The sequence below is a fragment of the Burkholderia reimsis genome (assembly GCF_003294055.1).
Taxonomy (GTDB): domain Bacteria; phylum Pseudomonadota; class Gammaproteobacteria; order Burkholderiales; family Burkholderiaceae; genus Burkholderia; species Burkholderia cepacia.
On sequence record NZ_QMFZ01000083.1, the window covers coordinates 1 to 13,357 of the forward strand.

Consider the following 13,357-nt stretch of genomic DNA (forward strand, 5'->3'; position numbering starts at 1 on the left):
TTCGGCGGTACCGCGAGCTATGACTCGACCCTGAACGGCAAGGTGCTCGACCTCGCGATTCAGGAGGCAGTCAACCACCTCGTCGAGCAGGTGGACGCGGGCGGCCTCAAGGCGGCGCAGTGATCGTGACGAATTCCATTTGATTCGCGTAAGAATAGGAAAGAACCATGAAACGGGGTATTGGGTTGCCGCTGATTGCGGCGCTCCTGCTGCTTGCGGGATGTGCGGCGCAGACGCCGCCGCCGCTCTATCAGTGGAACAGCTATCAACCGCAGGTGTACGAGTACTTCAAGGGCAAGACGTCGCCGCAAGAACAGATCGGCGCGCTTGAAAGGGCGCTGCAGGAGATCCGTGCGAAGGGCAACACGCCGCCTCCGGGCTTCCATGCGCATCTCGGGATGCTGTATGCAGGCATCGGGGATGGGCAACGCGCTGGGCAGGAATTCCAGGCAGAGAAGCAACTGTTCCCGGAATCCTCGGCTTACATGGATTTCTTGATGAAGAAGAAGCCTGCCCAACAGAAAACCGCCCAATAGTGATGTGCGCCATGTTCAAAACGATCTCATTCAAAGTGCTGTCCGTGCTGTCGATCGTCGCGCTATTGAGCGCGTGCGTTCAGCCCACGAAGCATACCGAATACACCGCTTTCAAGAGGAGCCAGCCGCGCTCGATCCTCGTCCTTCCGCCGTTGAACGAAACCAACGACGTCACCGCGACCTACGGCATGCTGTCGCAAATGACGCAGCCGCTTGCCGAAGCCGGATACTACGTTGTGCCGGTTGCTGTGATGGACGAAACCTTCAAGCAGAACGGGTTGACCAATGCCGCGGAAATTCAGAGTACATCGGCTGCGAAGCTGCGGGAGATCTTCGGCGCGGATGCCGCTCTGTATTCGAAAGTGACGCAGTACGGCTCCGTTTACCAGATCGTAGACAGTACGACCGTGGTCGCGGCTTCGGCAAAGCTCATTGATCTGAAGAGCGGTGACGTACTCTGGGAAGGCCAGGGGCGAGCAACCGGCAAGGAACTCGGCAACAACGTCAATGTTGGCGCATTCGGGATTGTCGGCGTGCTCGTACAGGCGGTCGTCAAGCAGATTGTGCATTCGTTGTCGGACGAGGGCCACGATGTTGCCGCGCTGACGAGCAACCGGCTCCTGTCGGCGGGGCCACCGAACGGATTGTTGTTCGGCCCGAGGTCACCAATGCATGGTACGGATTAACGGTCCTCCGACTGGCGCCGGTGATTCACGCGTGGTGTCTTTTTTAGATATAAGGAAATTAAGAACAAATGCATGGTTTGATTGCTTGGTTGGTAACCGGTGCGATCGCGGGTTGGCTCGCGGGTCTGTTGGTACAAGGCTGCGGATTTGGCCTGATTGTCGATATCGTCGTCGGCATCGTGGGGGCTTTCGTTGGGGGATGGCTGTCCGGTGTGCTGCACGTATCGTTCGGCGGCGGCTGGATCGGTTCGATCGTTACCGCGGTCATCGGGGCAATTATGCTGTTGTTTGTGATTCGAAGTGTCAAGAGCATGCTTTAATAAAAAGGGATATGTGAGGCTGCGGCAAAGTTGTGCCGCAGCCTGTTCCACGAGTCGCCGGAAAAATGAATTCGCAAGGCTTGTAAAAATCACCCTGGTTTCGGTAATGATGATTCGGCGTCTCGACCAGTTTGCGTGAATCGTGTTGTGTTTAATATGCCACCTCGCTGCGTGTATATTTTTGCCAGCAATTTGTCACAAAAAATCAAAAAACCTGAAATGAATAGAAGAAATACCGTAGCGGCTTATGGCGTTGTGCTTGCTTGCACCATCTTCGGAAATTTGGTGCAAGCAGCCCAGCCTATCCAAGTACTGACTATCGACCAACTGGATAACGCTGCCTCATCGCCCATTCCTCACCCACGTGCGATCAAACACCACCGCGCACACCGCGATGTGCCTGCGGACGCGTCCAAGGCTCAACCGCGGCCGGCTAGCGCCCGAAGTGACGAATCCGGAGATCCAATCGCAACGTTTGCGCGAGAAGCATCGGTGAGCGGGCATGGCGTCCGTAGTCACCGTCGGAAGACGGCAACCTTCGCTTCCAGCGTGGCAGCCGGGTTTTATCGCGTCAATTCGGGCGATACCATCACACATATCGCGACGCAGTTCGGTCAGCAGCCGACCGACTTGATGAACTGGAACAGCCTCGCTTCGAATTCGTCGCTTCAACCGGGGCAGGTCCTGCGGGTCGGACCACCTGTCGAAGCGCGATTCGGTGGGGCGCCGCGTTGAACGAAGACACTGAAAAACCGATCCTTCGGGCCGGGCTGTCGTGAGAAGTGACCGCAATGGGGCCCACTCCTGACTATGGTTACCGGAGCGGTCCGAAGTCGGTTGTGGTGCATGACCTTCGGATCGATCGAGCGACTGATTGATGAAGTGTTGCCGTGATCTCAGCTATATCCGATCGCTGAAGTCGAGCGGTACTTTCGCTTGTTCGCACTTCGCGAGGAGGACAAATCGAAGCTTGCTGGCGCCCCATCGGGGCGTGTACGATGCGCGCCGCCAAGCTGAACGACTGCGTTTCGACGACGCGAAGGGCAACGAAATGGAATTCCCCGAAAGCGCTCTCACCAAACACGAGTGGCTCGAGCGTTGCATCGCTCGCTACCTTATGCGCAGTTCGATCGGACGGGAGGAAGCACGACGGTATGCCGAGGCCTTATACCTCCTTCGACAAGCGCCGCTCGCCATCATCCCCGAGGTGGCGGGTGACGGCGATATGACCTACTGGAAATAGCACGCTGTCCAAAAGCTACTCGCCGTGATGGTCGTGCCGCCGTTGGAGGTTTGGGACGCGATCGGCCGTTCAGTTGCGGAGGCCATGCCGTGTGCGTTGCTGGCGAGCAACCCAGCCCGCGCGTTGCCACGCAACGGCCGCGGTTTGGGGGCTCATCGCGCCAGTCCTTGCAGTACCGTTGTCGATAATCGAGCCATTCGAGCCGGGTGGCTCGACAGCGTTGTCAATTTGAAGTGCTGGTCAACACCGGGCTATCCGAAGTTTGCCAGCGGCACCTCACATAGTTCCCTGGACTACCCGGCCACCTGATCAGTGAAAATCGCGTGTGTCTCGATGTTCTTGGTCTTTCCCGCAATCAAATCAGCCTCGTCAACCAACGCTTGATGCAGCAACGTGAACACGGTTTTCACGCGTGCGGTCCGATAGCGATCAGGATGGACCAGCAGCCATATCTGCGACCAGCAGTCTTCTGGCAGCGTCTCGAGCTTGACGAGTTCCGGTCGAGTATCTGCGAGAAAGCAGGGCAGGACGGCCAGGCCCAAGCCTCGCACACATGCGGCGCACATGCTGATGAACGTGCTGAAAACAAATGCGATGCGCTCCGGGGGCTGCAGTTTTTCCATCCAGGTCAGGACGCGATGTTGGCTTTGCGTGGCTTCGAGCGCGATCCATTCGTGCGTATGCCAATCCGCCGCCGGCGATGCGTTCAGATACGCCCGGGAGCCGTATACAGCGAACACGAGATCGCCGATCTTCTTTGCGATCAGGTTTTCCGGTGCCCGTTGTGCGGGTCTGATCGCGATATCGGCTTCTCCTCGTGAAAGGTCGTGCATCATGTTCGAGCTAAGAACATCGAATCGAATCTCCGGATACGTCGTGCGGCACCTGCGGAGAATCGGCGGCAAGACGCTGTCGACAAAGCTCTCCGTCGTCGCAATACGAACGATGCCACTCGGCCGCATGTCTTGACCGGCAACCAATCGAAGCGATTTGGCTGCCAGCGCATCGATCTCCGCGCCGGCCATGGCCAATTCCTCTCCAGCCGGCGTCGCCGAATAGCGCCCGCGCTGACGATCGAACAGGCGTACCCCAAGACAGGATTCGACTGCGGTGATCCGCCGAAAGATGGTGGCGTGGTTGAGGCCCAGGCGGCGCGCTGCACCTGAGAGCGATCCGGTTTCGTGAATGGCCGCAACCAATCGAAGATCGTTGAGGTCACATGTTGCTTGCGAATTTGCAAGTGAGCTTTGCATGTTTGATGAATGGGCTTGCCGGTTTGCAACTGATACGCTTGCTGGATGTTTGGTAAAGAACGCTTGGACGGGGTGTTGAAGCGATCGCCGAACGTCAAGCAGAGCGCTTGCGCGCGTGAATGTGTGCCGTGTCGAGTAGCGCGGTCATGCAAAGTACAGAAAACATGGTATTTGGGCCGCAATGAAGTTTGGTTATGCACGAGTCTCGACCGAGGAACAGCATCTCGATCTGCAACTGCAGGCGCTGCAAGCGCATGGTTGCGAACACATCTATTCCGACCGTGGCGTATCGGGAGCGACATTCGATCGGCCCGGTTTGAACGCGGTTCTGGATGCGCTCGTCCCCGGTACCACCCTGGTGGTCTGGCGTCTCGATCGTCTGGGACGCTCGCTCACGCGACTCGCCGAACTCATTGAAACGCTGAATGAGCGACAGGTTCGTGTCGTCTCGCTGACGGAACATCTCGATACGGGCTCGACCAGCGGGCGATTCGTCTTTCACATGCTGAGTGCACTTGCCGAGTTCGAGCGCGACATCATCAGCGAGCGGACGCGCGCGGGAATGGCCGCCGCACGAGGGAAGGGACAACACGTCGGGCGACCGGCCGCACTATCCGTCTCCCAGATCGAACAGGCGAAAATCCTGCTTCGAACCCAGCCTGCAGACTCCGTGGCACGTGCGTTGAACGTGCATCGCACGACACTATGGCGCTACGTGCGCAAGAGTTGCGAAATGCGGGCCGCACACTGATTGTCCCGAAGCTCACGTTTCAATCGATTCTCCAGAGCGGCTGAATGCTCGCCCGCTACCGTGCGTGCGCCGCCTCCCACCTTTGAACTCAGCAAGGCCCCCGATCAGATTTCATCGGGACGACGCGATTGTTGACGTATCTACTCGGCCGTCCGTGTCATGGAAGCGGGCGCCAGGCGTCAGACTTCCCCAACACGTTCTTGTGATTCAGGCCTGATTCCTTCCAGCGCTCGGTGTTCGAACGACCGACGAACGTCCGCCGTTCTGGCGCTGAATTTCATGGAGCCGTGGCACGCTGATCGTCCCTGCGCGGCGCAAGGGCAGCGTGCGGTGGCGATTCCGAATAGGAGCGGCTCATTATAGGGAAGATAAATCTGGTGGAGTAGCAATAATTAATGTTTTTTTCGGTGCTCTGGATATTCCGATTTGATTTGTAGGGAAATCCTTACGTGTCGTGTAGGGTGTTATTTATTTATTCCATAATTTGATAATTAAGCTGTTTGTTATGGACAGATCTTAATTCAAAAAAATAAAATGTGCGTGTCTCGGATCGGCATGGATCTTCCTGTGAAGGAGGTTGCTTGAGCCTAGCATAGGCCATCGCGACTGTGACTAGATGTTCACGACAGGTATGAGTAATGATGACCGAAAAGAAGATCGGATATGCACGCGTTTCAACGGACGAGCAGCATCTGGACATGCAGCTAACGGCACTGAAGGGATGCGGATGCGAGGCGATCTACTTCGACAAAGGCATTTCGGGTGCCCGCATGGATCGTCCTGCCTTGAAGCAGGCTCTCGATTTACTGGGCGCAGGGGACACGCTGGTCGTATGGAGGCTCGATCGACTCGGCCGCTCGTTGACGCACCTGGCGAAAATCATGGGTCATCTGAACAAGCGGAAAGTGCACGTCATGTCGCTTACCGAATATATCGATACCCAATCTTCCAGCGGGCGATTTACGTTTCACATGCTCGCAGCGCTTGCGGAGTTCGAGCGCGGACTGATCAGCGAGCGTACGCGGGCGGGGATGGCGGCGGCGAGGGAGCGCGGTAGTCGTATCGGTCGACCCAAGGCGCTGACCGACGCCAGGATCGCGGAACTGGACAATCTTCTGCAAGATAATTCGCCTGCCCAGGTTGCCGAGAAACTGAACATTCACCAGTCGACGCTGCGGCGCTACATCCGCGACGATGGCGAAAGCCGATGAGCGTGTGAGGAGCCGATGGGTACGGCTCGCCGGCATCAATCGATCTCCAAATCGTGTCGGATGGCATAACGGACGAGCTCGGCATTATTTGTGATGCTGAGCTTTTGCATCAGCCGTGCCTTGTGCGTGCTGATGGTCTTGGCGCTCAAGGAAAACTCCGAGGCGATCTCGTTGACCGTCTTGCCGGTCACCAGCCGCTTCAGCACTTGGAGTTCGCGCGAGGACAGCACGTCTTCTGCCGTCGGCTCGAGCTCACCGACGTCGAACACGACCGCGTCGACCAGTAGAGGATCGATGAATCGCCCTCCGCGCGACAGCTTGCGAATGGCGGCCAGCAGCACATCGGGGTCGCTGTCCTTCGTCACGTAGCCGGTAGCGCCGGCGCGAAGGGCGCGAGACACGGTTTGAGGATCGTTGTGGATGCTCAAAATGAGCATGGGTAAGGCGGGATGTTCTTCGCGAACACGGCGGATCAGATCGATACCGCTGAGTCCCGGCATGGTCATGTCCAGGAGCACGACGTTCACGGAGAGCGTGCGAAGCATCTCGAGCACTTCGCCGCCTTGCGCGGCCTCGGCCACAACCTGAATGTCAGAGGTCGTAGCCAGAACCTGATGGATGCCACTGCGAACGATTGCGTGGTCGTCGGCAATCAGCGTGCGAATCATCGAAGAAATATCCAGCGCAAAAATCGTGGTCTGCCCCCGGTATTTCGCCACGGGGATCGACGCGATCGTCAATATAAGGGCGCGAATGCACGGACAGGGCGAATCGTACCGGACGGGACACTCGGTACTAGTACGCAATTGTAAAATACTTCTTTGACAATTAACCTTTTGGTCCACACCGTTTTTCATGCGTCAAGCGGGCCCGATCGGCGATGCGCCCCCTTGTGTCCCGCTCAGAAGTTCCGCGCCGTCATATCATCCGATGAATCGCAGACAAATCCTCGTTGCCGGTGCCGGCTCCGTTCTGAACATTGCATCCCGTGGTGCAACGCCATCATTCGCGAAAGCGCGCGTGGTCTTCCTCAATCCCGGAGAGTCGACCGAGCGAGAAACCGGCCAGCATTGGCAGCTTGTCTCGAAGTTCATGTCGATCGCGGCTAAAAATTTCGGCATGCAACTCGAGGTGCTGTACGCCGAACGAGACCACATGCTGATGGTGCGTCAGGCGGAGGAGGTGGCCAATAGGGTCGACGCTCCAGATTACGTCGTGATCGTCAACGAAAAGATGGCTGCGCTGGACATGCTTCGGCTCTTGAGCCGAACGTCCTCGAAAATCGTGCTGATCCACAATGATCTGACGAACGAGCAACGGCGCGTCGTTGGCGACGAACGTCGGCGAATACGCAACTGGATCGGTACCTTGACAGCCGATGCCAATAGCGCCGGCTACCGACTCATGGACTATCTCTGTCGCGATCGTCGCTTCGCGCGCCTTCGCGTCATCGGAATCACGGGGGATCCCAATACCCCGGTATCCATGGAACGGGCTACAGGCGTCGGCTCGTGGCTCGCCCGGGCGCCGCACGCGCACATCAATCAATTGGTGTTCAGCAACTGGAGCTTTTCGGACAGCTACGAGAAGGCACTCGTCCTGCTGGCCCGTTATCCCGAAACGAACGTCATCTGGGGAGCGAACGATTCGATTACGTTGGCAGCGCTCAAGGCAGCCGAGACGCGTCAAGTACGAGCTGTTGTCGGCGGAATCGGGGCGTTGCAAGAGGCGCTCCAGCGCGTGATGAAGGGAACGCTTCGCGCAATGATGGCCGGTGATTACTTCATCGGGGCGTTCGCGATGGTGCTGATCAATGACTATCACAACGGTCGAGACTTCGCGACGCGCGGCAGCGCCCGCATCAAGGCTGATTTTCTCACGGTCGTTCAAGCGGAAAATGCAGCGTCATACTACGACGCGATATTCCTTCATCCGCATGAGCTGAACTTCGGCGTCTATTCGACATCCCGATATCGAAACGACGGTCCATACGACTTCAGGCTGAGCCACCTGCTCGGCGAAAAGATGGCGACAGCTTGATGTCGCGTCTAGTTCGCTCGCTCAGGGTTTCGTTGGGTTCGCTCAATTTGCATCGCAAATTGATGTTGTCGTTGCTTGTGCTCGTCGTGTTGACGGCTGGCGTGGCCGGTTACTCGTTGACTCAACACGAACGCAAGGTGCACCTGGCCGAGCTCGAGGGCAAGGCGTCGCGGATCGCCGAGCTGTTGAGTGCCGCACTCGATCAGCCTCTGTGGAACGTCGACAAGGCGTCGATAGATGTTCTTTTGCGCACGATCGCGTCCAATCAGGAGGTCGTGGAATTCACCGTGTACGACGCGCGGTTTGGCGTGGTTTCGTCGGTGCGGCCGCAGCATGATATGGGGCCCAGCGATGCAGTCGTTCGCGTTCGCGACATTTTCCACGCAGCGTCCGGCGATGCTCCACGGGAAAAGCTCGGTCAAATACGCGTCGTTTTGTCGAAGTCGCTCGTGGAACGTGAAATGCGACACGAGCAACTCGCCGTGCTGGCCACGATGGCACTGCTGCTTGCGATGCTCTACGTCGCGATTCATCTTGTTCTGAGGTCGGCCGTTCATACGCCGATCAATCGGCTCAGGGCGGCAATCGACGCAATCGCTTCCGGTGACCTGAATGTGGAGTGTCCGATCACGTCGACAGACGAATTCGGCCAGTTGGCCATACGGATGAACTCCATGGTGCATCGCCTGAGGAATTCGACGGAACTTCTGCGGGAAAGCGAAGCGAAGTACCGCAGGATCTTCGAGAATGCGATCGAGGGGATATTCCTGCTCCACAGGGACGGATGCTTGTGCGAAGCAAACCCTGCAATGGCCCGCGTACTCAGATATCAGTCGACCGAATATTTGATCAACGGCAGTGCCGCCGCGCATGAATCGCTGGTGTTTTCCCCGGCGCAGGTCAGAGCCTTGTTCGCTGCATCGGAAATCGAGGATCGGATCGTCGGGGTGGAACTGCAGATAAGGCGGCGCGACGGTGCGGCGATCTGGGTCGAAGTGAATGCGAGGAGCATACCGGATGGCAACGGGGCCCCCGAATACATCGAAGGCTTGCTGACCGATATCACCGAACGGAGACGGGCGCGTGAGAAGCTGCAGCAGCATCGCGACCGGCTGCAGTGCGAGGTGGCGGAACGACGGCGAGCGGAGGCCGACCTGCTCGCGTCGCGGGAACAGCTGCGCCGGCTATCGGCCCATATGGAGGAAATACGGGAAAGCGACCGCAAGCAGATCTCAATGACCGTTCACGACGAACTGGGGCAGTTGCTGACAGCGCTGAAGATCGACGTTTCCCTGCTGAAGGCGAAGCTTCCGGAAGACGGCCCGGAGTGGCAGAAAGCCAAGCAGATGTTAGCGTTGATCGAGAGGACGATGCGTATCGTCCGCGACGTGGCGAGCCATTTGCGGCCGGTCGCGCTCAACTATGGCCTGGCCGCGGCGCTCGAATGGCTGGCGAGCGAACACATGCAACACGGCGAAGTGCCCTGCCGATTCCACATTGACGGTGATGAACCGGATCTGCCCGAGGCGCAATCGACGGCCATCTTCCGAATCGCCCAGGAAGCGTTGACGAACATCGCAAGGCACGCACGGGCGACGTGCGTGGAGATCCGGCTCGCGAGCACCGCTTCGAGCATCGAGCTGACTGTGACCGACAACGGTACGGGCTTCGACCTGTCGACCGCATGCGGAAAAGGTTCCCTTTTGCAACGCGCCCGTCGAAGCAGATTCAGATGGCTGGCAGGTGTGATCGCCGGCTTGCGCCGAGTGGGGTAACGGTTTGCGCGACGGCAGAGCGATCTGCCGTCGGTTGATCGAATGCCAGGCCGATTCTCCACCCGACGCATCGTTGACGATGGAGAGCGGCATGAACATTCGAAAACACGTGCGTGTAGCGGAGCCGACCGGGGCGGCGGTACGTCATTTGCAGCGTCAGCACGATATCGCGGTGGCCCTGACGACGCTGAAGGCCATCAACGCCGGCGCCGCGGAATTCGTGTTCCAGCCGGTGTGCGGCGCTCGGGATCCCAGAGCGGTCCTATACCACGAAGGGCTGGTGCGCCTTCGGTCGGCGAACGGCAGCGGTGTCCTGTTTCCCGGCCAGTTCATTCCCAGCCTCGAGCGCCTGTCGCTGATGCGCCATGTCGACGGATATGCCGTCAGCAAGGTAATGGAGCACCTTGCCGGTGATCCCGACTACTGCCTTGGTGTGAACGTGTCCGCATTGAGCGTCGGCGAGCACGCATGGTGGGATCCGATCCTGGCCGATCTTGCGTCGATGCCGCAAGTGGCACGACGCCTCGTTGTCGAAATTACCGAGACCGCGCGGCTGCGCGGGCCGCAGGCCGCGACGTTCGTCGCGCGGTTGCGGGAATTGGGCTGCCGCGTGGCGATCGACGACATCGGCGAAGGGCATGGCGTCGAAACCGCGATGACGATCGGGACGCCCGACATCGTCAAGGTGGCCGGGTCGCTTCTCAAGGCCGCTTGCGAAAACGCGGCGGGCAGCGATCGGTTTGCGCGGCTGATCGAGATCGCCCGGAAGTGTGCGCGTTGCGTGGTCGTGGAGGGAGTGGAAACCGACGAGATGCTCGCGCTGGCGCGCGCAGCCGGTGCCGATTGGGTTCAGGGCCGGCACGTGGGAATTCCGGAGAGGCGATTCGACGATGCGGGTGCGACGCGGTCCGCGTGTGCCTTTTGGCCCGCCGATGTCGTGAATGCGCAGGACGCGTCGTGGGATATGCCGGAATGGCTGTGTGAAGCGAATTCCGCCGACGTATCGGATGAGCCCGAAGGCGCCATCGACTGGGCGGTGCAGATGTTCGAGCGTAATGCGGCCGCGGTGCTCGAACGCAGCGTCGAGCCTTCGCTGCGAGAGCAGGTGCGCGAGGCCTATGTGGCCGGTCTGGCGAGCGGGGTGTACGGCAAGGGCTCGGCCATAGCGCTGGTGATGCGTGATCGATTGGCCGCAGTGCTGATGTGGCAGAGCCGCGCCGACTCGATGCGTTTGCTCAGACGCATCGCGCAATCCGGACGGCATCACGGACGGCTTATTTCCGAGTGGTTTGCGGATAACCCGAAAGCGGCGATGTAGCGCTTCGGTGGGATCAGATACACGGGATAAATCGCCAGAAATTTCTCTTATTGGTGATCTGGATATTTTCGAAAGCAAATATCTATTTTGATTAATTGGTTGATTTTTAAACGATTGGAAATTTCTTTAGGTCTTCCGAAAGAGCGTATTAACAGTTTTTGTGATCACGCAGGGGAGGGTTCACTGCTTTCTTTGGCACGAGGCGCCGCTTTGCAATACCAAAAAAATATTGCGCGGCGAAAACGGTGAGGTTGGAGGTTAATAATGAATAAAGCTTATAGGGTTATTTTCAGCAAGGTTCGGAATTGCTGGGTGGTCGTTAGCGAAATATCCAGCGCGGTTGGCAAGGGGAATTCGTTCCGAACTGAGGCAGTATCCGACCGTGTGGAAATCGGGATGCCTGGGATGACTACTGGGCTCCGTGTTGCGTTGGTCGGCGCAGTCATGTTGTTCGCTGATCTGGGCGGTAGCAACTTCGTATATGCACAAGCGAGCTATTCATGTACGTCCGCGGCGGCATCATGGAGTACTCCCGGCGGCTATGTCAGCAATCAAACCCCTCCGGTCTGGATGGCTGGATGTAGTGTTGGCACCGGAACTGCTGGCATTACGGCTTCGGGTGGCGGTAATAGCTTCTATGCAACGACGACAGGTGGATTCATATCGCTCTCTACCGGCGCTCTGGATATCAGTGCCGCTGGTGGCGTCAATATTCACAACAACATCACGCTGTCGACGAACAAGATCACGGGTCTGGCTGCCGGTACTGTGGCGGCAGACGCCGTGAACTACAGTCAATTGCAGTCGCTGTCGACTACCACATCGACCGGCCTGTCGACGACGAACAGCACGATGACTTCGCTGTCGACCTCGACTTCGACAGCCGTGGGATCGCTGTCGACCGGCGTAAGCTCGTTGTCGACCTCGCTGTCGACGACCAACAGCAATCTGACCGTGCTGTCGACGTCTGCGTCGAGCGGTATCAGCTCGGCCCAAAGCGGCGTGAATTCACTGTCCACGTCCGTGGCGTCGACGAATAGCAGCCTGACGTCACTGTCGACTTCGACGTCGACCGCGGTCTCTACCGCAAACAGCGGCCTCACAAGCTTGTCGACCACGTCGTCGACGGCCGAGGCGTCGCTTTCCACGGGCGTGAACTCTCTGTCGACCGGGCTCTCGACGACCGACAGCACAATGACATCGTTGTCGACGTCGGCGTCGACCGCGCTCTCCACAACGAACAGCAACGTCGCGAGTCTGTCCACGTCGGCGTCGGCAGGCATCAGCACGGCGCAGAGCGGCGTAAATTCGCTGTCGACTGCGGCCTCAGCAACCAACAGCACCATTGCAAGCCTGTCCACGTCGGCTTCCACGGGCGTCAGTTCGCTATCGACCGGGCTTTCGTCGACGAACAGCAGCGTGACAAGTCTGTCCACGTCGGCATCGACGGCTGCGAGTTCGCTGTCGACCGGTGTCGGCTCGGTTTCGACTGCACTGTCGACCACCAACAGCAATGTGGCCAGCCTGTCCGTGGCGACGTCCTCGGGCCTCAGCACGGCGCAGAGCGGCGTCGGTTCGCTGTCGACGTCGCTGTCGTCGACCAATAGCAATGTGATCTCGCTGTCGACTTCCACGTCGACCGCCGTGTCGAGCGCCAATAGCAGCGTGACGAGCCTGTCGACGTCGGCATCGACCGCGGCCGCGTCGCTCTCGACCGGCGTGACTTCGCTGTCGACCTCGACCTCGACGGCGATCGCTGGCTTCCAGCAGGGCCAGAACGGTGTGATGCGCAGCCAGTACAACCCGCAGACCGCGACGACGACGGCAACGGGTTTGAACGCGCTCGCAGCCGGCAATGGTGCTAACGCAGCCGGCGACAATTCGGTCGCATTCGGCACCAACGCCAGCGCGCCGGGCCTGGGCTCCGTTTCCATAGGTGACGGCAACGTCGCGAACGGCGAAGGCGCAGTCGCCATCGGCGATCCGAACGTCGCGACGGGCACGGGTTCGTTCGCGGGCGGTAACAACAACACAGCCGACGGAACGCAATACGGTGGCACGGGCGGTGCGGTTGGGCTCGGCAACTCGAACACCGCGTTCGGGCAAGGTGCCGTTGCGATCGGCAACAATGCATCTGCGTATGGTCAGTCAGCGATCGCGCTTGGCGATGGAGCCGCGGCAGGAACCGCTGCTGCGCCGCTGACGGGCGATATTGCGATCGGCC

General features: G+C 58.9%; 13 protein-coding genes and 3 pseudogenes. 13 read left to right on the plus strand and 3 right to left on the minus strand.

The features are described from left to right. From DPV79_RS43580 to DPV79_RS40870, 6 genes and pseudogenes are all read left to right on the plus strand, one after another. Positions 1–123: pseudogene (locus DPV79_RS43580) on the plus strand (CsgG/HfaB family protein); the annotation flags it as partial. A 44-nt stretch (positions 124–167) separates the two neighbouring features. After that, positions 168–536 (plus strand): DUF4810 domain-containing protein, encoded by a 369-nt coding sequence (locus DPV79_RS40850; RefSeq protein WP_113048107.1) that lies wholly within the window; start codon positions 168–170, stop codon positions 534–536. Positions 537–547: 11 nt separating this feature from the next. After that, positions 548–1,222 carry a DUF799 domain-containing protein gene (locus tag DPV79_RS40855; RefSeq protein ID WP_113048116.1) on the plus strand — a complete coding sequence of 225 codons (675 nt, stop codon included), beginning with the start codon at positions 548–550 and terminating at the stop codon, positions 1,220–1,222. Between the two features lie 68 nt (positions 1,223–1,290). Beyond that, complete coding sequence (locus DPV79_RS40860; protein ID WP_113048108.1) at positions 1,291–1,542, plus strand: GlsB/YeaQ/YmgE family stress response membrane protein; 252 nt, start codon at positions 1,291–1,293, stop codon at positions 1,540–1,542. 135 nt (positions 1,543–1,677) lie between these two features. Beyond that, positions 1,678–2,277: a LysM peptidoglycan-binding domain-containing protein gene (locus tag DPV79_RS40865; RefSeq protein WP_133295795.1), complete on the plus strand. Its 600-nt coding sequence runs from the start codon at positions 1,678–1,680 to the stop codon at positions 2,275–2,277. A 235-nt stretch (positions 2,278–2,512) separates the two neighbouring features. Then, positions 2,513–2,785, plus strand: coding sequence for a hypothetical protein (locus DPV79_RS40870; protein WP_133295796.1), 273 nt, complete (start codon positions 2,513–2,515; stop codon positions 2,783–2,785). A 293-nt stretch (positions 2,786–3,078) separates the two neighbouring features. On the opposite strand, the gene DPV79_RS40875 is transcribed toward DPV79_RS40870, so the two are convergent. Continuing rightward, positions 3,079–4,038, minus strand: coding sequence for a LysR family transcriptional regulator (locus DPV79_RS40875; protein WP_113048111.1), 960 nt, complete (start codon positions 4,036–4,038; stop codon positions 3,079–3,081). Positions 4,039–4,219: 181 nt separating this feature from the next. Between DPV79_RS40875 and DPV79_RS40880 the strand changes: the two genes are divergently transcribed. Both DPV79_RS40880 and DPV79_RS40885 read left to right on the plus strand, forming a co-directional pair. Next, a complete protein-coding gene (locus DPV79_RS40880; protein WP_113048112.1) occupies positions 4,220–4,789 on the plus strand; it encodes a recombinase family protein in 570 nt (189 codons plus the stop codon). Positions 4,790–5,427: 638 nt separating this feature from the next. Beyond that, positions 5,428–6,000: a recombinase family protein gene (locus DPV79_RS40885; protein ID WP_244321909.1), complete on the plus strand. Its 573-nt coding sequence runs from the start codon at positions 5,428–5,430 to the stop codon at positions 5,998–6,000. A gap of 35 nt (positions 6,001–6,035) precedes the next feature. Here DPV79_RS40885 and DPV79_RS40890 read toward each other — a convergent pair whose 3' ends face one another. After that, positions 6,036–6,668, minus strand: coding sequence for a response regulator (locus DPV79_RS40890; RefSeq protein WP_113048118.1), 633 nt, complete (start codon positions 6,666–6,668; stop codon positions 6,036–6,038). A 262-nt stretch (positions 6,669–6,930) separates the two neighbouring features. Between DPV79_RS40890 and DPV79_RS40895 the strand changes: the two genes are divergently transcribed. From DPV79_RS40895 to DPV79_RS43930, 4 genes and pseudogenes are all read left to right on the plus strand, one after another. Next, positions 6,931–8,040, plus strand: a complete 1,110-nt coding sequence (locus tag DPV79_RS40895; protein ID WP_113048113.1) for an ABC transporter substrate-binding protein — start codon at positions 6,931–6,933, stop codon at positions 8,038–8,040. Between the two features lie 77 nt (positions 8,041–8,117). Beyond that, positions 8,118–9,815 (plus strand): sensor histidine kinase, encoded by a 1,698-nt coding sequence (locus DPV79_RS40900; protein WP_244321910.1) that lies wholly within the window; start codon positions 8,118–8,120, stop codon positions 9,813–9,815. A 91-nt stretch (positions 9,816–9,906) separates the two neighbouring features. Then, the gene (locus tag DPV79_RS40905) at positions 9,907–11,133 is read left to right on the plus strand and encodes an EAL domain-containing protein (RefSeq protein ID WP_165843642.1); all 1,227 of its coding nucleotides are present in this window, start codon (positions 9,907–9,909) and stop codon (positions 11,131–11,133) included. Positions 11,134–11,397: 264 nt separating this feature from the next. Then, positions 11,398–11,937: pseudogene (locus DPV79_RS43930) on the plus strand (ESPR-type extended signal peptide-containing protein); the annotation flags it as partial. Here DPV79_RS43930 and DPV79_RS43715 read toward each other — a convergent pair. Continuing rightward, positions 11,928–12,989 carry a hypothetical protein gene (locus DPV79_RS43715; protein WP_279636647.1) on the minus strand — a complete coding sequence of 354 codons (1,062 nt, stop codon included), beginning with the start codon at positions 12,987–12,989 and terminating at the stop codon, positions 11,928–11,930. The pseudogene DPV79_RS43930 and the gene DPV79_RS43715 sit on opposite strands and share 10 nt — an antisense overlap. On the opposite strand from DPV79_RS43715, the pseudogene DPV79_RS43720 reads away from it, so the two are divergent. Continuing rightward, positions 12,967–13,357, plus strand: a pseudogene (locus tag DPV79_RS43720) (hypothetical protein); the annotation flags it as partial. The gene DPV79_RS43715 and the pseudogene DPV79_RS43720 sit on opposite strands and share 23 nt — an antisense overlap.

What these genes read in the sequence shown, in the direction of transcription:
- DPV79_RS40850 (WP_113048107.1), top strand. Translation starts at nt 168, where the DNA reads ATGAAACGGGGTATTGGGTTGCCGCTGATTGCGGCGCTCCTGCTGCTT.
- DPV79_RS40875 (WP_113048111.1), bottom strand. Translation starts at nt 4,038, where the DNA reads ATGCAAAGCTCACTTGCAAATTCGCAAGCAACATGTGACCTCAACGAT.
- DPV79_RS40895 (WP_113048113.1), top strand. Translation starts at nt 6,931, where the DNA reads ATGAATCGCAGACAAATCCTCGTTGCCGGTGCCGGCTCCGTTCTGAAC.
- DPV79_RS40905 (WP_165843642.1), top strand. Translation starts at nt 9,907, where the DNA reads ATGAACATTCGAAAACACGTGCGTGTAGCGGAGCCGACCGGGGCGGCG.
- DPV79_RS40890 (WP_113048118.1), bottom strand. Translation starts at nt 6,668, where the DNA reads ATGATTCGCACGCTGATTGCCGACGACCACGCAATCGTTCGCAGTGGC.
- DPV79_RS40885 (WP_244321909.1), top strand. Translation starts at nt 5,428, where the DNA reads ATGATGACCGAAAAGAAGATCGGATATGCACGCGTTTCAACGGACGAG.
- DPV79_RS40855 (WP_113048116.1), top strand. Translation starts at nt 548, where the DNA reads ATGTTCAAAACGATCTCATTCAAAGTGCTGTCCGTGCTGTCGATCGTC.
- DPV79_RS40880 (WP_113048112.1), top strand. Translation starts at nt 4,220, where the DNA reads ATGAAGTTTGGTTATGCACGAGTCTCGACCGAGGAACAGCATCTCGAT.
- DPV79_RS40860 (WP_113048108.1), top strand. Translation starts at nt 1,291, where the DNA reads ATGCATGGTTTGATTGCTTGGTTGGTAACCGGTGCGATCGCGGGTTGG.